Genomic DNA, 20,742 nt, shown 5'->3' on the forward strand with positions numbered 1-20,742 from the left:
AACTTGAGCGTAAACGTCTGAAAGCCAGTAACCGCATAGCCTGTAGGAAGCTGTACGTTTTTTGATCAGGAACTTGCGCCGTCCTCGGGTAGAATGCTCGACCTATTCACGCGACCGTAGCCCTGCCCATGCCTCACACCCCTGCCCAACACGTCACCATTATCGGCGGCGGCCCTGCCGGCCTGATGGCCGCTGAAATCCTGAGCCAGGCGGGCCTGCGGGTGGAGGTGTACGACGGCATGCCCTCGGTGGGGCGCAAGTTCCTGCTGGCCGGCGTGGGCGGCATGAACATCACCCATTCCGAGGCTTACCCGGCGTTCCTGTCACGCTATGCCGAACGTGCGCCGCAGATGGCGCCGTTGCTGCGTGCGTTCGGTGCGCAAGCACTGTGCGAATGGATTCATGGTCTGGGTATCGATACCTTTGTCGGCACCTCCGGCCGGGTGTTTCCCACAGACATGAAAGCCGCCCCGCTGTTGCGTGCCTGGCTCAAGCGCCTACGCGACCACGGCGTGGTTATCCACACCCGCCATCGCTGGCTGGGCTGGAGCGCGGACGGCGGTTTACTTATCCACAGCCCGGACGGCGAAAAAACCATCCACAGCGACGCCGTGCTGCTCGCCCTTGGCGGCGGCAGTTGGTCGCGCCTGGGCTCCGACGGCACCTGGCTCAAGCGGCTGGAAGCTAAAGGCGTGCCCTGCGCGCCGTTACAGCCGAGTAATTGTGGCTTCGAGGTGTCGGCCTGGAGCGAACTGATGGTCAGCAAATTCGCTGGCGCACCGTTGAAAAACGTCGCTATCGGCCTGGGAGATGACAAGCCGCGCCTCGGCGAATGCGTGATCACCGCCAGCGGTATCGAGGGCAGCCTGATCTATGCGCTGTCGGCACCGATTCGTGAGGCGATCAATCGCAATGGCGCCGCCACGGTGCACATCGACCTGCTGCCGAGCAAGCCGCTGGACAAGGTCCAGGCCGCCTTGGCCAAGCCGCGTGGGTCGCGCTCGATGAGCAAGCATCTGCACAGTCAGTTGGGGTTGGATGGGGTCAAGGCGGCGTTGTTGCGTGAGCTGGCACCCGCCGAACATTTCAACGACCCGGCGCAATTGGCTGTGGCTATCAAGGCATTGCCCCTGAGCCTGGTGAAAACCCGGCCGATGGATGAAGCGATCAGTACGGCGGGCGGTGTGCCGTTTGAGGCGCTGGATGAGCGGTTGATGCTCAAGCAATTACCAGGGGTGTTTTGTGCGGGGGAGATGCTGGACTGGGAGGCGCCGACCGGCGGGTATCTGCTGACGGGGTGTTTTGCCAGTGGCAGAGCGGCCGGGCGGGGGATGTTGGAGTGGCTTAAGCGCTGAGATCTGCGGTGAATTCAAAGCCGTCATCGGGGGCAAGCCCCCTCCCACATTTTGACTATGTGAACCCGATCAATATGTGGGAGGGGCGGTGCGACGATTCGACTTGCCCTCGATGAGGCCATCAGCAGCGCCGCAAAATCACTTCTTCTTACGCGGCCCGGTGTTGAACACCGGCACCTTGCGCACCGGCTTGATCGACGGCTCGGCAGGCGCGACCTCGCCACTGTCCACCCACTTGCCCAGGTTGCGCTTGCCGCCACCACCGGAAGCCTTGGGCTTCTTCGGCTTTTTCGGTTTCTTCACCACTTGCCCACTGGCATCGGTGTCCGGCACGCGGTGTTCCGGCTCGAAGTCTTGCTCCATCTTGCGGGTCAAGGTCTGACGCGTGAGCATCTCGATGGCCGACAGCATGTTCACTTCATCGGCGCACACCAGGGAAATCGCCTCGCCGGTGTTGCCCGCGCGGCCGGTGCGGCCGATACGGTGGATGTAGTCTTCAGCCACAATCGGCAGGTCGAAGTTGACCACCAGCGGCAGGTCTTCGATATCCAGGCCACGGGCCGCCACGTCGGTGGCCACCAGGATCTGCACGTCGCTCGACTTGAAGCGGTCCAGCGCGCGTTGACGGGTCGCCTGCGGCTTGTCGCCGTGGATGCCGTCGGCATTGATGCCCAGGCCCTGCAGCTTATCCACCAACGCGTCCACGCCGTTACGGGTCTTGGCGAACACCAGCACCTGCTTCCAGCGGCCCTTGCGCATCAGGTGGACAAACAGCTCCGGCTTGCGCTTCTTGTCCACCGGCACCACCCATTGCTTGACGGTATTGGCGGCGACGTTGCGCGGGCTGACTTCGATGCTCAGCGGGTCGTTGAGCATTTGCCCGGCGAGCGTGCGGATTTCATCGGAGAAGGTCGCGGAGAACAGCAGGGTCTGGCGCTTTTTCGGCAGCATGCGGTAAATATTCGCCAGCTCCTCGGAGAAGCCCAGGTCGAGCATGCGGTCGGCTTCGTCGAGCACCAGGGTTTGCAGCTGATTGAGTTTCAGCGCGTTCTGGCGAAACAGGTCGATCAGGCGGCCAGGCGTGGCGACCAACACGTCGACGCCTTTGCGCAGCTTCATCATCTGCGGGTTGATGCTCACGCCGCCGTACACCGCGTAGGTGGTGAGTGGCAGGTGCTGGGCATACTCAGCAACGCTGGCGTGAACCTGCTCGGCCAGCTCGCGGGTCGGGCACAGGATCAGCGCGCGCGCCGAGTTGGCGGCGACTTTCGGCCCTTCCATGGTCAGCAGTTGCAGGAGCGGCACGGCGAAAGCGGCGGTCTTGCCGGTGCCGGTCTGGGCAGCGGCCATCAGGTCGCGGCCGGCCAGCACCGCCGGAATGGCTTGCGCCTGCACCGGCGTCGGGGTCTGGTAGCCGAGCGTCTCAAGGGCGCGCTGCAAGGGTTCGATCAGGCCAAGTGTGGCGAAAGTCATGTGGTTACCGTAGGGGAAATTCAGCGCCTAAGCGGGTAAAAAGGCGTTATGCGCGGCAGTTTACCTTATTTTCGGCCCAGGCTTTCGCCACTGGGGCAGGCTGATCAACAGCACGGCGCTGATGATCACCAACATGGCCAGTGCCTCTTCGATGCCGATGGACTCGCCGACAAACACGATCCCCAACAACACCGCCACCGCTGGGTTCACATAGGCATAGCTGGTCGCGGCAGCCGGACGCACGTGCTTGAGCAGGTACATATACGCGTTGAAGGCGATGATCGAACCGAACACCGTCAGGTAGGCCAGGGCCAGCCAGCCCTCCAGCGGCGGCATGGCTTGCAGGTGCTCACCGGACACCGCGCTGCCGAGCAACAGGGCCGCACCGGCCACCAGCATCTCCGCCGCACTGGCCATCGCGCCCTGGGGCAGCGGCAGTTGCCGGCTCCACACCGAACCGAACGCCCACGAAGCGGCGGCGAACAGCAGTAAAGCCGCGCCGATCGGGCTCGATTGCAAGGTGCTGCCCATGTTGAGCATGGCAATGCCGATAATGCCCAGGATCACCCCCGCCCACTCCAGACGGGTATTACGCGCGCCCCAGAAGTAACCGCACAGCAAGGTGAACAGCGGCACGGTCGCCACGGCCAGCGCAGCGACACCGGACGACACCCCCGCGTGCTCCGCCAACGTGACGCCGCCATTACCGAAAGTGAGCAGCAAAATCCCGATCATCCCGGCAGACTTCCATTGCACCCACGTCGGCGCCGGCACTCCACGCCAGCGCAAAAACGCGTACATCAGCGCCCCCGCCGTACAGAACCGAATCCCCGCCAGCAACAGCGGTGGCCAGTACTCCACACCGATCCGGATCACCAGGTAGGTAGACCCCCAAATCACATACAACGCAAAAAAGGCGGCGATCAACGGTAAGGGAAAGCGACGTGGGCCAGGCATTGGGCAGCTCTGCGGCAGAAAAAGAGAGGCTTATTCTAAAAAGACAGGTGCATAAACATAAGTTACAAAACCTGTTTAAACCGCCCATACACTTTTCAAAGCATGGTTATGAGGGCTATAAACCATGCTTTCGAAAGCCACCTGACGCTGGAGCCTTTTCATGGACAAATACGACCGCATGCTCCTCAGCGCCCTGCTCGAAGACGGCCGCGCGTCCTACGCGCAACTCGCGCGCACGGTCAACCTCTCCGCCCCCGCCGTGGCCGAGCGCGTGGCCAAGCTGGAAGCCAGCGGCGTGATCACCGGCTACCAGGCCAAGGTGGACCTGTCCAAAGTGGGTTTGCCGATCCAGTGCGTGATCGAACTGCGCCTGACCAACCATGGCAGCCAGAAGGTGTACGACGCCCTGGCCGAAATCCCCGAACTGACCGAATGCCACCGGGTCACGGGCGATCCGTGCGTGATCATGCAAGCGGCGGTAGGCACCATGCCGGAGCTGGAGAGTTTGATTAATCGGATAGCGAAGTTCGGGTTCAGCAAGACCTCGATCATTTTGTCGAGCGCGATAGAGCGGCGGGTGCCGTTGGGGCAGTTGGAGGGGAATGGGAAAAGTGGTGGCTGATCCAGCGCCATCGGGGGCAAGCCCCCTCCCACAGTTTGCATGTATTCACACATCAAAATGTGGGAGGGGCGGTGCGACGATTCGACTTGCCCCCGATGGCGTCAGAGCCCGCACTGCAGATTTGAACGCTGAACGATCAAGTCGACAATTTGCTCAAGGGTGGTGATGTGATCCCAATCTGCCTGCGTCGCGCGCAGTTTGAATTGCCACTTGATCTGCATGACAAAGCAAGTCAAATCGTCATCGATGATCTTGAAGTCATGGATGAAATCCGTTTGTTCCGTCACCTGGCTGCGGTCGATGAAGCCGATGATATCGACGAACAGTTGAATGACCTTTTCGCTGATCTCGGCTCGGGTCAGATTACTTTCCATTTCTTGCCTCGTAGGCACACTTACCAATACTGATTAGATCAAAGACAGCCAACCCCGCAGCCACGAAGGGAATGCCTCGCCCGATAATGCCAAATACCCTGACAGTTCCAAATGTTGCTTTCGCCATTCTGGCCACGGTTGGCTGCCTGATCAATGTACGAGGGAAGAAGCGCATTCCGATGAGGCTAGCCAGGTTCGTCGTTTTGCTGGAGCCGACTTGAACCCAAGTGCCCACGGCAATTTTGCTTATCGGTATGCCCGCCGCACCAGTGAGAAGCGTTGCAGTCGTCAAGCCGTAGTGTTGCTTTGTACACTTCCAGAGTTCGTCAAAAGTAGTGCTCGGCACCGAGGATTCCGCATGAATGGGCTTGAGTAACTGATAACTGGTGCCATGGGTCCAGCCTGGCGAATTAGGCAAAGCCATGACTGCCGGGCAGCTTGTCATTGTGTTTCCCATATGAAACGCCATGCTTGAAGTTGAGCCGAAATCGATGCCCTTGCTTTCGAGCTCAAACTTGCTTCGCATGATTGCTGTATGAAGATCGCTTTCCTGCATGCCGTAGTCCCTGTACGTAAATGACAGGCGGATAGTAAGTTTCAGCAAAGGGCGATTGGTGGTTGGCGGGAAAAACCAGAAAGGTCCGACGAAGCAGTAGCGCTTAGCCTACTGACGTTTCAGAAGACCGCTAAAAGCCTCCACAAAGAACTGATGTTTTAGTGGCAAGCAAGACCAATCCCTTTCATTTGCGGGACGTTTCCTAGAGAATTCCACGGCCTTGCGCCCCTCGGATCAGGTAGCTAGTCTCGCCTCGTCATCGAATCATCGATGATCGGACGTGCAAGTCCGGTTCGCAAAGGTGCACTAGCGCCCTACATCTCAACGCCTGGTTTTTAGTGGTCGGCGTTTATCTGTTATGGCGGCTGTGCGCTGGAGACCTTCGGGGTCTGCCGGGTTTCCTTTGCCCCGGTCTTGCACACCTGCGTACAGCTGCCACCCTCATTCGCGTGCAAGCGAACGGTGACGGCCTCTTACTTCAGAGGAATTACACCATGGTCAAAGTCACCCCCGATCCACCAGACTTCTTGAGCGAAGACGCCCTGCTCAACCGCAGCGCCATCGACTACTACCTCAAAGCGTCCGCCCCGGATGCGCCCACCTTCATCCTGAATGACAACCTGAGCCTCGAAGATGCCCTCGCCCATGCGGCGGACTTGCTGCATTGCGCGGTGAAAACTGCGCACTTGCCGGGTGAGGCGATGAACGCGCAGCAACGGGCGGTGATGCATTTGGTGGAAATGGCGAAGGGAGTGGTGGATCGGGCGCTGGAGTGTGTGCAACCTCGTTGAACCACACATAACGAATGTGGGAGGGGGCTTGCCCCCGATTGCGGTGGGTCAGCTACACATAAGCTGACTGATCCACTGCTATCGGGGGCAAGCCCCCTCCCACATTTTGAACGGCGTTGTTCTATCAGAACCCGCGATGCTTCTTCAAATGCTCATTGATCTTCGCCGCCGGGACTTTCTGCAAGGTACACAGCAGGTCGTGGGACAGCTCGCGCAAGCCATGGGTCCGTCGCAGTTGCTCGGCCAGGTGCGCCGTCAGGTTAGCCGCCATCTCCGCATCGGCCATGGCCCGGTGAGCCTGGCCGGTGTGGGGCAGTTGGGCATAGCTGTTGAGGGTGCCGAGTTTATGGTTGGGTGCAGCAGGCATGAGGCGGCGGGCCAATAGCAGCGAGCAGGCGAATTTTTGCAGGCGGGTGCGGCGGATCAGGCCCAGTTCGAAGTCCCAGAACTTCTGGTCGAACGCGGCGTTGTGCGCCAGCAGCGGTGTGGTGCCGACGAACTCGTTGACTTCGTTCATCACCCGCTCGGCCGGCGGCGCGCTGCGCAGCATGGCGTTGCTGATGCCGGTGAGCTGTTCGATAAAGCCCGGCACGCGCACGCCGGCGTTCATCAGGCTCTGGTAGCGGTCCACGATCTGGCCACGTTCGAGGATGACCACCGCGATTTCCGTGGCCCGGCAGTGGCTGCTCGGGGTGATGCCGGTGGTTTCAAAGTCGATGACCGCTATACGTTCCAAACCTGTTCCAACTCCGTCTAAGCATTTATCTATTGAACCGCAGCGCTTATTTGAGCAGCAACGCGCCTTCGATCGGCACGTAGCGGCTGGCGGCGCGTATCAGTGAGTTGGCCGTCAGCCCCGGCACGCCGTAGGCCACGGCTTCGACGCCATGCTTGTGGATGATGCGGTCGAGCAGCATGTCGAAATCACCGTCGCCGGAAGCCAACACCACTTCGTCGACGTTAGCGGCGGCGTCCATGATGTCGATGGTGATGCCCACGTCCCAGTCGCCCTTGGCCGAGCCGTCGCTGCGCTGGATGTAGGGTTTGAGCTTCACGGTAAAGCCCAGGTTGCGCAGGATCTGCTGGAATTGCTGCTGCTTGCTGTCACCACGGTCGATGGCATAGGCATACGCCTCGACGATCTGCCCGCGCGAGCTGATGTCAGCCCACAAGGCGGCGTAGTTGAAATGGCAGCCATACGCCTGGCGCACGGTGTAGTAGAGGTTTTGTACATCGGCGAACACTGCAATTTTCTTCACCGCACTTCCCCATGACTGCCGCTTGGACCCCGGACGCGAAGGTCCGCAAAGGTTGCCAGTATGCCAGCCACGGGAAAGTTTCCGGGAAAAATCAGCCCGGGGCGGCAAAGCGCCCCGGCCTGGATGCGTCAGACGAAGGAATCGTCGTCGTCGAAGGAGGACGAGTTGTCGGAATAATCACTGTCCGCGAAGCTGTCGGAATTGTTGCTGCCCCAGTTGTCATTGCCCGCAAACTTCTGGTCATCGTTGCCCCAGTTGCTGTTGTCACTGGCAGGCGCGGGCACTTCACGGATGATTTCTTCCACCACTTGCGGCTGTTGCGAGTTGTGGTTGAACAGGCTGCTGATACCTTCCGCCAGCATCACACCACCGGCCACACCCGCTGCGGTTTTCAGGGCGCCACCGAGAAAGCCACTGCCGATGGGGGCGGCGGCGGGTTGTTGCGGCTGTTGGTAATTCTGCTGTGGGGCGGCGTAGTTTTGTTGCGGCGCAGGTTGACCGAAAGACGGCCGAGCCGGTTCACGCCAACCGCCGCCGGATGAGGCCGGAGCGCTCTGTGGCGGTTGCGCGTCACGGGAACCGCCGCCGAAAATGCTCGACAGAAAGCCACCGCTGCTCGGCGCCGGTTGTGCCGCCTGGGACTTGGCCCGCTGCAGCTCGTCCTGCAATTGCTGGATCTGTTGCGCCTGCTGCTTGTTCTGCGCGTCGAGGTTCTTGAGCGCGTGTTCCTGCACCAGGATTGACTGGGTCATGTAGTACCCGGCCGCCGGTTGGCGCGTCATATGCTCCTTGATCCGCGCTTCGGCCTGCGCGTCGCGGGGGGCTGAGTCCGTTTCGGCCTGTTGCAGCCGTGAAAACAGTCCATCGATCAGGGTTTGCTCTTCGCTGTTCATGGCGACCTCGTTAGATTGCCGGTAGAAATCATGGTCCGGCCTGTGATCAGGCTCGGTCCTGCTAGTTATGGGGGTGTTACCAGTTGTTTCAATGGTCTTTACTCAAGGTTTACGTTTGCTTGCTCACGGCACCTATCGGTTAAAGTGTGCCCCTGCTTTTTTTCGGCCTGTGATGACTCTGATGAATCCGTTAGATGTGCTGCGCGACTCCCTCCGTTTCACCCAGCGCAACCTGGGCGCCATCGTCCAGCTGTGCCTGCCGCTGGTGATCCTCGAAGCCCTGCTGCAACAGGTGCTCGACCACACGCTCGGCCCGGATGCCTTCCCCGGCTACAGCGTGGTGGTGGGGTTGCTGGTGTATCCGCTGTACACCGGGGCGCTGATCCTGTTTCTCGACGCCCGCACCCGTGGCGAATCGCCGCGCACCAAGGATGTGTGGGCCATGGCCCTGACGCTGTGGCCGCGCTTCGCCCTGCTGACGGCGATGAGCACCCTGCTGATACTGCTCGGGCTGTCGCTGTATTTCCTGCCGGGCCTGTGGCTGATGGTGGTGCTGGCGTTCGCCGAATACCTGCTGGTGCTGCGCGGCATGCCTGCACTGGCGGCGATGAAGGAAAGTTTGCGCCTGACCCGCGGGCATTTCTGGCGAATCCTGGTGTGCCTGCTGTGCGTAATGACGCCACTGTGGCTGCTCAAAGGCGCCAGCATGGCGGCGTATCCCGAGCCCGCGCCTTTGCTGGGCGTGCTGATCGACAGCGCGCACAGCTTCCTGCAGCTGTTTACCAGTGTGGTGCTGTTCCGTTTATTTATGCTGATCGGTGGCGACGCCGACGTGCGGTGATATGCTCCGTGTCACCCCTGACACGCTATAAGCCGAGCCGATGACCCGTTTATTGCGCATCACCTTGCTGGGCCTGCTGATCATCGCGGGCCTGCTGACGGCCCTGATCTACAGCCTGACCTGGCGCCCCGCCGACAAGCAAACCCTTCCCGTGAGCTGCATCGCGCCCCGTGCACCGACCCTGCTGCCCGGGCAGGCGCTCAAGGTGATGACCTGGAACGTGCAGTACCTGGCCGGCAAGAACTACGTGTTCTGGTACGACACCGCCGACGGCAGCGGCCCGGACGACCGCCCCACCGTCGAAGACATGGCCTTCAGCCTCGACGAAGTGGCCCGGGTGATTCGCGACGAACAGCCCGACATCCTGCTGTTGCAGGAACTCGACGAAGGCGCCAAGCCCTCCCACTACCAGGATCAGGTGGCGCTGCTGCAAGAGCGGCTCGTCGATCTCTACCCCTGCAGCGCCCAGGCCTTCGACTGGAAAGCCGACTTTATCCCCAACCTGCATATTTTCGGCAGCGTCGGCCGCAAGCTGGTGACCCTGAGCCGCTACCAGATCGAACACGCCGAACGCCTGCAACTGCCCGTACCGCCCGCTGATTTCATCAGCCGTCAGTTCCAACCCAAACCGGCGTTGCTGCTGACCTATCTGCCCTTGAGCGACGGCGGCCAACTGGCGGTGCTCAACACTCGCCTGGAGGGCGACGCACCCGGGCGCAGTGCGGTGCAAGCACAAGTCCAGGCCACGGTGAAACTGCTGGATAAGTTCGAAAGCCGCGGTACGCCGTGGTTGATCGGTGGGGATTTCAATTTGCTGCCGCTGGGGCAATTCCTGCGCCTGGATGCCGGTAAACGCGGGCAATATTCACCGGACAGCGAACTGCATCTGCTGTGGGACAAATACCCGATGATCCCGAGCAACAGCGAATCCAGCGGGATTGATCGTGAGCAGTGGCTGACGCACTTTCCGAATGACCCGAGCCTGGACGGGCCGGATCGCACCGTCGATTACCTGTTCTACAGCTCGCGGATCAAGCGTGTAGAAGCCAAGGTGCGCCAGGCGGATACGTTGCGCATTTCCAACCATTTGCCGGTCATCGCGCGCTTCCTGCTGCCCGCCGCGCAATAACCGCCCCTCCCACATTTGAATCGCGGTCACGCTTACTTGCGTGGTTTGATTCGGGCGGTGGCCTCGGCCACCAACGGGTCATCCGGCCAGTAATGCTTGGGATAGCGCCCTTTCAGATCTTTCTTCACCTCGGCGTAGGTACTGCGCCAGAAGTTCGCCAGATCCTGGGTCACCTGCACCGGCCGTCGCGCCGGGGACAGCAGGTGCAACTTGACCACCTGGCGCCCGCCGGCAATGCGCGGTGTATCCGCCAGGCCGAACAATTCCTGCAGGCGCACCGCCAGAATCGGCGGATGCTCGCTGTAGTCCAAGCGCACCGACGAACCCGAAGGCACTTTCAAATGGTGCGGTGCCAGTTCGTCCAGGCGTTGGGGCAACGGCCAGGGCAACAGGTTGTGCAGGTAGCTGGAAATATCCAGGTTGGCGAAATGACTGAGGCGCGAAACCTTGCCCAGGTAAGGCATCAGCCAGTGCTCCAGGCTGGCGAGCAAGGCGCTGTCGCTGACGTCGGGCCATTCGCTGGTGGTGCCGGTGTCCAGCTGGCGCAGCAACATCACGCGAGCCTGCCATTGGCGCAGTTCCGGCGTCCAGGGCAACAGCTCCAGGCCTTTGCGCCGAACCAGGTTGACCAGCGCCTGGCTGCGAGCGTTTTCGTCGAGGCCGCTGAGGGGTTCGCGGCTGAGCACCAGTTCGCCGACTTTGCGCTGGCGTTCGGCGCGCAGCACGCCTTCGCGCTCGTCCCAATCCAATTGGTCGACGGTGCGTACTTGTTCGGCGAGGACCGTGTCGAACAGCGCCGGATCAAAATCCGCCGCCAGGTAGATGCGTTCTTCGCGCTGGCCCTGGCGGCTGCCCAGGTCGGCAATCACCAGCCAGGCTTGTTTCATCAGGCTATCGGCCTCGGCGAACAAGGCGGCGCGGCCATTGGCCAGGCGGTATTCGGCGCCGCCGGGGCGGCGTTGTTGGGCCACGCGGTCGGGATACGCCAACGCCAGCAGCGCGCCGAGCCAACGCGGGTGATCGGGGTCGGCCACCGGCCTGGTCGCCTGGCCGCGCAAATAGCCGCGATATTGCCGGGCCAACTGCTTGGCGCGCTGAACACCACCCTGAGTGCCCCGCGCGCGTTCTTCACCGGACAATAACGCCAGGCGACTGTGCAGATCCGCGCCGCCCCCGCGCAGGATGTCGCGCTCACCCAGCAGCGCGGCGACATCACACGCAGTGGCCGCCAGCCCCAGATCCTGCCCGCGCAGCAGCAGATGGGCGATGCGCGGATGGGCCGGCAGCTCGGCCATCTTCTGGCCGTGGGCGGTCAGTTTGTCGTCATTCAAGGCGCCGAGGCGTTGCAGCAGGTCCTGGGCCTGGGCATACGCGGCAGCGGGCGGCATGTCGAGCCACACCAACTGCGCGGGCGCAACGCCCCAACGCGCCAGTTGCAAGGCCAGCCCGGCGAGGTCGGCGGCGAGGATTTCCGCGCTGCCATAGGCGGCCAGGCCTTCGTGCTGGTCCTCGGACCACAAGCGATAGCACACGCCCGGTTCCAGGCGCCCGGCCCGGCCGGCACGCTGAGTGGCGCTGGCGCGGGAGATGCGCTGGGTGTCGAGGCGGGTCATGCCGCTGCCGGGGTCGAAACGCGGCACACGCGCCAACCCGGCGTCGATCACCACGCGCACGCCATCGATGGTCAGGCTGGTCTCGGCGATGTTGGTGGCCAGCACCACTTTGCGCTTGCCGGCGGGCGCCGGGTCGATGGCGGCACGCTGGGCGTTCAGGTCGAGTTCGCCATGCAGCGGGCAGAGCAGCACATCGCGGCGATCACCGAGCGCGTCCGCCAGTTGCTGGTTGACCCGGCGGATCTCCGCCTGGCCGGGCAGGAACACCAGCACGCTGCCGGTTTCGTCATGCAAAGCGTCGAGGATGGTCTGCACCAGGCGCGGCTCGATGAATTCACCGGCCTGGTACGGCCGCCCCCAGCGCATCTGCACCGGGAACATACGCCCTTCGCTGCGCAGGATCGGCGCGTTGTCCAGCAGCGCGGCCAGGCGCTCGCCTTCGAGGGTGGCGGACATCAGCAGGATTTTCAGCGGCTGCTCGTCGCGAAACAGGTCGCGGCCATTCAGGCTCAGGGCCAGCGCCAGGTCGGCGTCGAGGCTGCGTTCGTGGAATTCGTCGAAGATCAGCAGCCCCACGCCGTCCAGCGCCGGGTCGTCCTGCAGGCGGCGGGTGAGGATGCCTTCGGTGACCACTTCGATGCGCGTGTTGGGCCCCACTTTACTGTCGAGGCGGATGCGATAGCCGACGGTTTCACCGACCTTTTCCCCCAGCTCGCTGGCCAGGCGCTCGGCGGCGGCGCGCGCGGCCAGGCGTCGGGGTTCGAGCATCAGGATGGTCTGCCCGGCCAGCCAAGGCTCATTCAACAAGGCCAAGGGTACGCGGGTGGTTTTACCGGCGCCGGGCGGTGCTTCCAGCACGGCTTCATGGCGATTCGCCAAGGCGTCACGCAGGGCGGGTAAAACATCATCGATCGGCAACGAATTCATACTGGCTCCAAAGCAGAGCGGCGAGTATAACGGCGAACTGTCGGATACCGGTGGTGGTCTCCCGTAGGCGCGAGCCTGCTCGCGAAAAATCACAGAGCACCACGCACATTCAGGCAGCACGCGGTATCGTTAACGTCTTTCGCGAGCAAGCTCGCTCCTACAGTGACTGACAGGAGATTTTCCATGCGTATCGCTTCCCGGGTCATCGGCGGTGTCCTCGCCGTCACTCTGCTGAGCCAACTGACGGCCTGCGGTTCGATTTTCTATCCCGATCGCCGCGGCCAGATCGACGGCAAGATCGACCCGACGATTGCCGTGCTCGATGCCGTGGGCCTGCTGTTCTACGTGATCCCTGGCCTGATCGCCTTCGGCGTCGACTTCGCCACCGGCGCGATCTACTTCGAACCGGGCAAGACCGCACAAGTCGCCCCGGAGAAACTGCAGCAAGCCATCGGTGCCGACGGCAAGGTCGACACTGCCAAGCTGCAGACCATCATCCAGCAGGAAACCGGTCGCACGCTGCCGCTGGACGACCCGCGCATGATCCAGTTCAAGGGCAGCGTGCAACAACTGGCGGCCCTCGGCTTACAACCGTCCGCCTAAGGATCTGACCCGCTTATGACCAGCAGTCCCGAACACGCCCGGCTCTTGCGCCTGGCCACGCGCGCCTCGGTGGGCGTGGCCTCTGTGCTGATTGTGACCAAGGCCATCGCCTGGTGGCTCAGCGGCTCGGTGAGCATGCTCGCCGGGTTGACCGATTCGCTACTCGATGGTGTCACCTCGCTGCTCAATCTGCTGGCGGTGCATTACGCCCTGCGCCCGGCCGATGACGATCACCGTTACGGGCATGGCAAGGCCGAGTCGCTGGCCGGGATGGCGCAGGCGCTGTTTATCGCCGGCAGTGCGGTGCTGATTGCGTTGCAGGCATTCGAACGGATCAAGCATCCCGAACCGGTGGGCGCGCCGTGGCTGAGCATTGGCGTGATTATCTTGTCCCTGGCGCTGACCGTGGCCCTGCTGGTCCTGCAACACCACGTGGTGCGGGAAACCGGCTCAAGCGCCGTGCGCGCCGACTCGCTGCACTACCGCTCGGACCTGCTGCTCAATGGCAGTATCTTGATTGCGCTGATCCTGGCCGGTTTCGGCTTCCATCAGATCGACGCCTGGTTTGGCCTGGGCATCGCGGCCTACATTCTGTGGAGCGCGATCCAGATCGCCCGGGAAAGCTTTGCCGTGCTGATGGACGAAGAACTGCCGCCGGACGTCAGCCAGCACATGCTGGAATTGGCGCGTGGCGTACCCGGCGTGCTGGGCGCACACGACTTGCGCACGCGGATTTCCGGCAACCACTGGTTTGTGCAGCTGCACCTGGAATTGCCGGGGGAATTGACGTTGTCTGTCGCCCACGGCATCAGCGACCAGGCCGCCGATGCCATTCACAAAGCCTACCCGCGGGCCGAAGTGCTGGTACACGCCGACCCGTTGGATGTGGTGAGTGGCGCCCAGGCCTAGTACTGCACCTGATAGCCGCGACTGCTCAGGCAGTTGCCCTGGGCCTGGCGGTAGGCTTGCACCACTGCCGGGGCCGGAGCGTAGGTGACCGCTTGCGGGTCAAAGCCACTTTGCTGCACGGCCCAGCGATAACAGTCGTAACCATCCTGCTGCACCTGCGCCGGTGACTGGCCGTTGGCGGGATAGGCCACCACGTCATAACCGTTACCCTGGGGTGCTGGCTGCGGTGCCGGTACGGCGGTCGGCGGTTCCACCACCACGTACTGCTGGGTACTGTTTTCGTAGGTGTAATAGGCACCCGCCGCGAGGAAGAACAGCGCACCGCCCACCCACACTTCGCGCGCGTAGTCCGGCAAGTAATGCACGCGGATGCCATACGGCGGCGCCACCACTACATAGCGCGGGCCTTGCGGGCGATACCAGTAGCCGCCGGAGAAGAAATAATCCTGGCCACGGTAAGGCACTCGGTAATTCCGCTCGGGAAAACGATCCACCATATACCCCGGGCGATACTGCGGGCCGGGGCCCCAGCCGTTGCCGTGCCCATCGGGGCGACCTGGCCAGCGATTATCACCGGGACGCCCATTGTGGTAACCGCCGTCGTTGCCTGGACGTGAACCGGGGCCACCGGCCTCCCAATGTTGATTGCCGTCGTTGCGGCGCGGGATATCGCGGTAGTAACCCTCACGCGGTTCCTGGGTCTGGCGCACCGTATCGGGCCGCCCCTGGATCGGCAGGCTGTTCGACGGTTGTGGCTGCGGTGCCGGGCGACCCGGCTCATTGCCCTGGGGCCGGCCTTGCCCCTGACCGCCGCCGTTCGGGCCGCCGCGATCAAAATGCGGGTTCTCCGGGCGTGGCTGATTGTTCTCAGGCCGAGGCGGCGCGATCTGCGGGCGCGGCTGATTATTCTCGGGCCGTGACGGCGGGCTCTGCGGGCGCGGCTGATTATTCTCGGGCCGCCCGCCACCTTCAGGGCCGCGTTCATGCTGCCCGCCGCCCTGCGGCCGTTCGGGTGAATTATCGCGCTCGTCCGCTGTTACCTGCGCGCTGACGCTGACCACCAACAAACCAACACCTGCCATTCGCCAGATGCGCTTCATGCTCTTCCTCACTGCGGTTTAGGGCTTATCAATGAGACTGGAAAAGCCTCGCCCGGTTCTGGAACAGGTTATCAGTCACGAGAACTATTTTCTTAAGGCAAAAAGAAAGGGGCAGCCCGTCGGCCGCCCCTTGAGAACTTCGTCCTGGCTCAACGCTTATGACGTTGGCTCACCTCACGCCGTCTTGTGGACAGTGTGCAGCCTGGAGGCCGGCTCAACCCTGCTGGGGTGGCGGCCGCAGCGGGCCTGATTGGGCGAGCTGCAGTGGACTATGTCCAGGCGGTGATTCTGTTGGTAATCATAGGCGCAGCGCCCCGGCAGATGATTGCGAAGATTGCGTCAATAAACAGTGCTTGCGCAATTTTTAACCCTTAAGGGATAATTCACCGCAATAGTTACGACAAAGGCCAGCCCCATGAGCAAACTTGACCGATACGACCTGAGTATTTTGGCGGAATTGCAGCGCGACGCGAGGATCTCCAACCAGGAGTTGGCCGAGCGTATCGGGCTGTCGCCGTCGCCCTGCTCGCGCCGGGTCAAGCAATTGGAGGACGACGGCTACATCGCCCGCCAGGTCGCGCTGCTCGACCGCAAGATGCTCGGCCTGAGCCTCACCGCCTACGTGCTGATCGGCATGGACCGCCACACCCCCGAGCGCTTCGAGAACTTCGAAGCCGCCATCCGCACCCTGCCGCAGGTGCTGGAATGCAGCCTGGTGACCGGAATGGATGCCGACTATCAGTTGAAAGTGGTGGTGCCCGACATGGATCACTACCAGAAGCTGCTGCTGGGCCACCTCACTCGGATCGAAGGCGTGACCAGCGTGCGCTCGAGCTTTGTGCTGAACCAGGTATTGAACAGCACCGAGCTGCCGCTGACCCACCTGCGTACTTGAGATCGGTGACGGTCAAAGGTGGGAGGGGGCTTGCTCCCTCCCACATTCAGCCTGTGTTTCAACCGTGAAGTCTGCCTGCGACGCACCGACGCAGGTCAATGCCCAGCCCGAGCACTGCCGTATACTTGCCGCCTGCCCTGTCGGAAGAAACCAATGAACTCGATTGACCCCGCACTATTCGAAGAATGGATGATGACCGGCCTGGTCACGATTCTGATCATTTTCATGGGCTTCATCGTCTGGGACCTGGCGAAGAAATCCAAGGCCGGGCGTTTCGGCTCGTTCATTCTGTTTTTCGTGCTGGGCCTGGGCGTGGCCGCGTTCGTCATCAAGAGCGTGGTGATCGGCCTGATCGAGTCCGGCGCCTTATAAGCGCGCCGGCACGGCCTTCCATTGGCCCTGCTCCAGGCCGTCGATGGACCAATCGCCAATCCGCACGCGCACCAGGCGCAAGGTGGGCAACCCCACCGCCGCGGTCATGCGCCGCACCTGGCGGTTTCGCCCCTCACGAATCACCAACTCCAGCCAGTGGGTCGGCACGCTTTTGCGAAAACGCACCGGCGGGTTGCGTGGCCATAACTCAGGCTCGTCCAGTTGCCGGGCTTCGGCGGGCAAGGTCATGCCGTCGTTGAGCTCCACCCCGTCGCGCAGGCGTTGCAGTTGTTCTTCGGTAGGTTCGCCTTCCACCTGCACCCAGTAGGTTTTCGCCAGCTTGTGCTTGGGGTCGGCAATCCGCGCCTGCAATTGACCGTCGTTGGTCAACAGCAGCAGGCCTTCGCTGTCACGGTCCAGGCGGCCCGCCGGGTAGATGCCGGGGATGTCGATAAAATCCTTGAGGGTCGCCCGCCCGCCTTCGTCGCTGAACTGGGTCAGCACGTCGAACGGTTTATTGAACAGGATCAGCTTCGGCTCGGCCGGTGGCGCCTTGGCGACGCGACGGGCTGCGGAATACGGGGCTTTCACGCCAGGGCGACGCGAATCGGGACGGCTGGGACGGGACATGGCGAAGGAACATCTAACGGTCAGGACCGACAATGCTAGTGGCCTGACCGCTAAATGACCATCCCAACCGCTTAGCGGAACGGCGGCTCGTCGAAGCTGCGCAGTTTGCGCGAGTGCAGCGAGTTGAGCTCGGTGCGCAACAGGTCGACCGCCTCGATGCCGATCTTCAAGTGCTGGCTGACCGCCCGCTCATAGAACGCGTTGGCCGAGCCCGGCAGCTTGATCTCACTGTGCAACGGCTTGTCCGAGACACACAGCAACGTGCCGTAAGGCACGCGCAAACGGTAGCCTTGGGCGGCGATGGTGCCGCTCTCCATGTCCACCGCGACGGCGCGGGACAGGTTGATCAGCGGCCGTTCCTGGGCCCAGCGCAGTTCCCAGTTGCGGTCATCGTAGGTCAGCACGGTGCCGGTGCGCAGGCGCTTTTTCAGCTCTTCGCCTTTTTCGCCGGTGACATTGGCCGCTGCTTGCTGCAAGGCCATCTGCACTTCGGCCAGGGCCGGGATCGGGATGTTCGGCGGCACTACGCGGTCGAGAATGCCGTCACGGCGCATATAGGCGTGAGCCAGGACATAGTCGCCGATGGTCTGGGATTGGCGCAGGCCGCCGCAGTGGCCGATCATCAGCCAGCAATGCGGACGCAGCACGGCCAGGTGGTCGGTGATGTTCTTGGCGTTGGACGGGCCGACGCCGATGTTCACCAGCGTCACCCCGTGGCCGTCACTGGCCTGCAGGTGGTAGGCCGGCATCTGGTAACGGTGCCAGACCACGCCTGCGGCAATGGCGGACGCTTCGCCGTGGTCCATGCTCTTGTCGATGATCACGTTGCCCGGCAACACCATGCGGATAAAACGCGGGTCGCTGCGCAGTTGCTCCAGGCCATGCACGATGAACTGGTCGACATAACGGTGGTAGTTGGTCAGCAGGATCCACGGCTGTACATGGCGCCAATCGCTGCCGGTGTAATGCACCAGGCGGCGCAGGGAAAAGTCCACGCGGGCCGCATCGAACAGGGCCAGGGGCAGCGGGTCGGTGTTTTCCCAGTCGTACAGGCCGTCGGCGATGCCATCGGTGGCGGCCGACAGGTCGGTGCTGGGGAACACCCGCGCCAGGGTCGCGGCGGTCACGCCGGAGCCGGCCAGTTCGTCGCCCTGCTCGACCACATACGGGTAAGGAATATTCTGCTGGCTGACGCCGACTTCCACCGTCACGGTGAAGTCGTGCATCAGCGGCACCAATTGCTCCAGCAGGTATTTACGGAATGCCGACGGATGGGTGACGGTGACGCTGTAAGTCCCCGGCAGTTGGACCTTGGCATACGCCCGGGTGGTCTGTGGGACTTCGCCATGGCATTGGTAAGTCAGGCGCAGCTCCGGGTAACGAAACATCGCGCGTTGTTCGGCGTCGGGCTCGACGCGGTCCTTGAGGTATTGCTTGAGGGCCTGATTGAGCGCGCCGGTAGCACGCTCATGCAGAGCCGCCAGCCGGTCCACGGCTTCTTCGGCGGTTTGAACGACAACAAAAGCTTCGGTCACGGTAAGCATCCTGTGTGCTGACTTGCAGACCTTTATCTTGCCTGTATCCCGGCCAGACGCAAACTTTGAATTGGCATTCCTACTCAAGAAGAGCTCAGTCCCTGTGGGAGTCGGGCTTGCCCGCGATAGCGGTGGGTCATTGCCATATCGGGAGGCTGGCACACCGCGATCGCAGGCAAGCCAGCTCCCACATGTTGACCGCGTGTATTCAAAGGGCCTGTGGCGTGGACCGCGCGACAATCGCCTCAACATCCACGCCACGCGGCAAGGTGCCATACACCCGTCCCGACGACTGGCCCAAACGGCTGGCGATAAACCCATCGCTGACCGCCGCGTTCCCGGCCTCCAGCAACAACTTGGCCTGCAACGCTACGGCAATATCCTCGGTCAGTTGCCGCGCGCGGTACTGGATATCCTGGGTGTCCATGAACGCCGATTTCAGTTGCTCGACATGCCGCGCCAACTGCCTGTCGCCATGCCCGTCGCCCAGTTCGACGAACAGCGCTTCCAGCACGCCCGGTTCTTTGGACAAGGCGCGCAGCACGTCCAGGCACTGCACATTGCCGGAACCTTCCCACGTCGAATTCACCGGCGCCTCACGATACAAGCGCGGCAGGATACTGTCCTCCACATAACCGGCACCGCCCATGCACTCGGCGGCTTCGTTGATCATCGCCGGCGCGCGCTTGCAGATCCAATACTTGCCCACCGCCGTCACCAGCCGGGAGAACTTGGCTTCCTGCTCATCGCCCAAATGATCGAGGGCGCGGCCCATGCGCAGGCTCAAGGCCAGCGAGGCCTCGCTTTCCAGCGCCAGGTCGGCCAGCACGTTTTGCATCAGCGGCTGCTCGCTGAGTACGCGACCGCCGACCGAACGATGGGCGCAATGATGGCTGGCCTGGGTCAGCGCCTGGCGCATCAAGGCGCTGGAGCCGACCATGCAATCGAAGCGGGTCATGGCGACCATCTCGATGATGGTCGGCACGCCACGGCCTTCTTCGCCGACCATCCAGGCCAGGGCGCCGCGGAACTCCACTTCGCTGGACGCGTTGGAGCAATTGCCGAGTTTGTTTTTCAGACGCTGGATATAGAACTGGTTGCGCGTGTCGTCCGGACGGTGCCGAGGCAGCAGGAAACAGGTGAGGCCCTTGTCGGTCTGGGCCAGAGTGAGGAACGCATCGCACATCGGCGCCGAGCAGAACCACTTGTGCCCCACCAGTTCATAGGCTTGGCCGGGACCGCCCGCGCCCACGGGGTAAGCACGGGTGGTGTTGGCGCGCACGTCGGTGCCGCCCTGTTTCTCGGTCATCGCCATGCCGATGGTGGCACCGGCCTTGTGGGCGATGCCGACGTTGCGCGGGTCGTAGTCGGTGCTGAGGATTTTCGGCAGCCAGGTCTGCGCCAGGTCCGGTTGCAGGCGCAGGGCCGGGACGCAGGCGAAGGTCATGGTCAACGGACAGCCGGTGCCGGCCTCGGCCTGGCTGTGCAGGTACGTCAGGGCAGCGCGGGCCACATGGGCGCCGGATTGTGGATGAGCCCACGGCAGCGACGGCAGGCCATGCTCGACGGCGGTGTGCATCAGCTCATGGTAGGCCGGGTGAAACTCCACCAGGTCGACACGGTGACCATAGCGGTCATGGCTGCTGAACTGCGGCTTGTTCTGGTTCGCCAAGAACCCCGCCGCCATCAGCGGCCCACCGGCCAACGCGCCATAGGCATCGAAGCGCGGTGCTGCCCAGCCGGCACCGAAGCGGTGCGACCAGTCTTGCAGCGGCACATCGATGCGGTACAGGTTGATGCCGTCCAGGGAGGGCGGCTGGTTGGTGACGTCGTGGGTTTCGGCGAACTGGTGCAGGTTCATGACGGGCCTCCTGGAAAAAAGGCCACCTGGAGTTGCGGCCCGAATTT

21 protein-coding genes are annotated in these 20,742 nt (G+C 62.6%); 9 read left to right on the forward strand and 12 right to left on the reverse strand.

The genetic code is table 11. The features are described 5' to 3' along the window. Positions 1-128: 128 nt before the first annotated feature. Positions 129-1,355: a TIGR03862 family flavoprotein gene (locus LQ249_RS27410; RefSeq protein ID WP_232566035.1), complete on the forward strand. Its 1,227-nt coding sequence runs from the start codon at positions 129-131 to the stop codon at positions 1,353-1,355. A 138-nt stretch (positions 1,356-1,493) separates the two neighbouring features. On the opposite strand, the gene LQ249_RS27415 is transcribed toward LQ249_RS27410, so the two are convergent. After that, complete coding sequence (locus LQ249_RS27415; RefSeq protein WP_108525529.1) at positions 1,494-2,828, reverse strand: DEAD/DEAH box helicase; 1,335 nt, start codon at positions 2,826-2,828, stop codon at positions 1,494-1,496. A gap of 60 nt (positions 2,829-2,888) precedes the next feature. Beyond that, a complete protein-coding gene (gene yedA / locus LQ249_RS27420) occupies positions 2,889-3,785 on the reverse strand; it encodes a drug/metabolite exporter YedA (RefSeq protein ID WP_057005123.1) in 897 nt (298 codons plus the stop codon). Positions 3,786-3,945: 160 nt separating this feature from the next. Between yedA and LQ249_RS27425 the strand changes: the two genes are divergently transcribed. Beyond that, complete coding sequence (locus LQ249_RS27425) at positions 3,946-4,407, forward strand: Lrp/AsnC family transcriptional regulator (protein ID WP_046381959.1); 462 nt, start codon at positions 3,946-3,948, stop codon at positions 4,405-4,407. Positions 4,408-4,508: 101 nt separating this feature from the next. Here the strand turns inward: LQ249_RS27425 and LQ249_RS27430 are convergent, their stop codons facing one another. Both LQ249_RS27430 and LQ249_RS27435 read right to left on the reverse strand, forming a co-directional pair. Further along, positions 4,509-4,781 carry an acyl carrier protein gene (locus LQ249_RS27430; RefSeq protein WP_017848306.1) on the reverse strand — a complete coding sequence of 91 codons (273 nt, stop codon included), beginning with the start codon at positions 4,779-4,781 and terminating at the stop codon, positions 4,509-4,511. Continuing rightward, on the reverse strand, positions 4,771-5,337 hold the full coding sequence (locus tag LQ249_RS27435; RefSeq protein ID WP_232566036.1) for a hypothetical protein: 567 nt from the start codon (positions 5,335-5,337) through the stop codon (positions 4,771-4,773). Before LQ249_RS27435 ends, LQ249_RS27430 begins: the two co-directional genes overlap by 11 nt. 494 nt (positions 5,338-5,831) lie before the next feature. On the opposite strand from LQ249_RS27435, the gene LQ249_RS27440 reads away from it, so the two are divergent. Beyond that, entirely contained in the window at positions 5,832-6,128 is a 297-nt protein-coding gene (locus tag LQ249_RS27440; protein ID WP_232566037.1) for a DUF6124 family protein, read from the forward strand. Positions 6,129-6,252: 124 nt separating this feature from the next. Here the strand turns inward: LQ249_RS27440 and LQ249_RS27445 are convergent, their stop codons facing one another. From LQ249_RS27445 to LQ249_RS27455, 3 genes are all read right to left on the reverse strand, one after another. Next, complete coding sequence (locus LQ249_RS27445; protein WP_017848307.1) at positions 6,253-6,864, reverse strand: 3'-5' exonuclease; 612 nt, start codon at positions 6,862-6,864, stop codon at positions 6,253-6,255. Between the two features lie 46 nt (positions 6,865-6,910). Next, positions 6,911-7,387, reverse strand: coding sequence for a LabA-like NYN domain-containing protein (locus tag LQ249_RS27450; RefSeq protein ID WP_017848308.1), 477 nt, complete (start codon positions 7,385-7,387; stop codon positions 6,911-6,913). Between the two features lie 128 nt (positions 7,388-7,515). Further along, the gene (locus tag LQ249_RS27455) at positions 7,516-8,280 is read right to left on the reverse strand and encodes a DUF2076 domain-containing protein (protein WP_017848309.1); all 765 of its coding nucleotides are present in this window, start codon (positions 8,278-8,280) and stop codon (positions 7,516-7,518) included. A gap of 181 nt (positions 8,281-8,461) precedes the next feature. Here LQ249_RS27455 and LQ249_RS27460 point away from each other — a divergent pair, with 181 nt between their 5' ends. Both LQ249_RS27460 and LQ249_RS27465 read left to right on the forward strand, forming a co-directional pair. Next, the gene (locus LQ249_RS27460) at positions 8,462-9,121 is read left to right on the forward strand and encodes a YciC family protein (protein WP_046381956.1); all 660 of its coding nucleotides are present in this window, start codon (positions 8,462-8,464) and stop codon (positions 9,119-9,121) included. Between the two features lie 40 nt (positions 9,122-9,161). Continuing rightward, entirely contained in the window at positions 9,162-10,250 is a 1,089-nt protein-coding gene (locus LQ249_RS27465; protein WP_079444772.1) for an endonuclease/exonuclease/phosphatase family protein, read from the forward strand. A gap of 32 nt (positions 10,251-10,282) precedes the next feature. Here LQ249_RS27465 and hrpB read toward each other — a convergent pair whose 3' ends face one another. Continuing rightward, positions 10,283-12,790 (reverse strand): ATP-dependent helicase HrpB, encoded by a 2,508-nt coding sequence (gene hrpB, locus LQ249_RS27470; RefSeq protein WP_108525533.1) that lies wholly within the window; start codon positions 12,788-12,790, stop codon positions 10,283-10,285. A gap of 183 nt (positions 12,791-12,973) precedes the next feature. On the opposite strand from hrpB, the gene LQ249_RS27475 reads away from it, so the two are divergent. Further along, on the forward strand, positions 12,974-13,393 hold the full coding sequence (locus LQ249_RS27475) for a hypothetical protein (RefSeq protein WP_017848313.1): 420 nt from the start codon (positions 12,974-12,976) through the stop codon (positions 13,391-13,393). Between the two features lie 15 nt (positions 13,394-13,408). Beyond that, a complete protein-coding gene (locus LQ249_RS27480) occupies positions 13,409-14,302 on the forward strand; it encodes a cation diffusion facilitator family transporter (RefSeq protein ID WP_017848314.1) in 894 nt (297 codons plus the stop codon). On the opposite strand, the gene LQ249_RS27485 is transcribed toward LQ249_RS27480, so the two are convergent. After that, positions 14,299-15,402 carry a DUF6515 family protein gene (locus LQ249_RS27485; protein ID WP_232566038.1) on the reverse strand — a complete coding sequence of 368 codons (1,104 nt, stop codon included), beginning with the start codon at positions 15,400-15,402 and terminating at the stop codon, positions 14,299-14,301. The genes LQ249_RS27480 and LQ249_RS27485 overlap by 4 nt on opposite strands. Before the next feature lie 415 nt (positions 15,403-15,817). On the opposite strand from LQ249_RS27485, the gene LQ249_RS27490 reads away from it, so the two are divergent. Together LQ249_RS27490 and LQ249_RS27495 are read left to right on the forward strand one after the other, a co-directional pair. Beyond that, positions 15,818-16,297, forward strand: a complete 480-nt coding sequence (locus tag LQ249_RS27490) for an Lrp/AsnC family transcriptional regulator (protein WP_003194418.1) — start codon at positions 15,818-15,820, stop codon at positions 16,295-16,297. Between the two features lie 162 nt (positions 16,298-16,459). Further along, positions 16,460-16,669 carry a DUF2788 domain-containing protein gene (locus tag LQ249_RS27495; RefSeq protein ID WP_026140189.1) on the forward strand — a complete coding sequence of 70 codons (210 nt, stop codon included), beginning with the start codon at positions 16,460-16,462 and terminating at the stop codon, positions 16,667-16,669. Here LQ249_RS27495 and LQ249_RS27500 read toward each other — a convergent pair. The 3 genes from LQ249_RS27500 to LQ249_RS27510 form a co-directional block, all read right to left on the reverse strand. Next, positions 16,664-17,299: a pseudouridine synthase gene (locus tag LQ249_RS27500; protein ID WP_046381941.1), complete on the reverse strand. Its 636-nt coding sequence runs from the start codon at positions 17,297-17,299 to the stop codon at positions 16,664-16,666. The genes LQ249_RS27495 and LQ249_RS27500 overlap by 6 nt on opposite strands. A 71-nt stretch (positions 17,300-17,370) precedes the next feature. Continuing rightward, on the reverse strand, positions 17,371-18,843 hold the full coding sequence (amn, locus tag LQ249_RS27505) for an AMP nucleosidase (protein ID WP_162231494.1): 1,473 nt from the start codon (positions 18,841-18,843) through the stop codon (positions 17,371-17,373). Positions 18,844-19,042: 199 nt separating this feature from the next. Beyond that, positions 19,043-20,695, reverse strand: coding sequence for an acyl-CoA dehydrogenase family protein (locus LQ249_RS27510; RefSeq protein ID WP_046381939.1), 1,653 nt, complete (start codon positions 20,693-20,695; stop codon positions 19,043-19,045). Positions 20,696-20,742: the final 47 nt, after the last annotated feature.

The organism is Pseudomonas sp. 7-41, assembly GCF_021233075.1.
Classification (GTDB): Bacteria; Pseudomonadota; Gammaproteobacteria; order Pseudomonadales; family Pseudomonadaceae; genus Aquipseudomonas; species Aquipseudomonas veronii.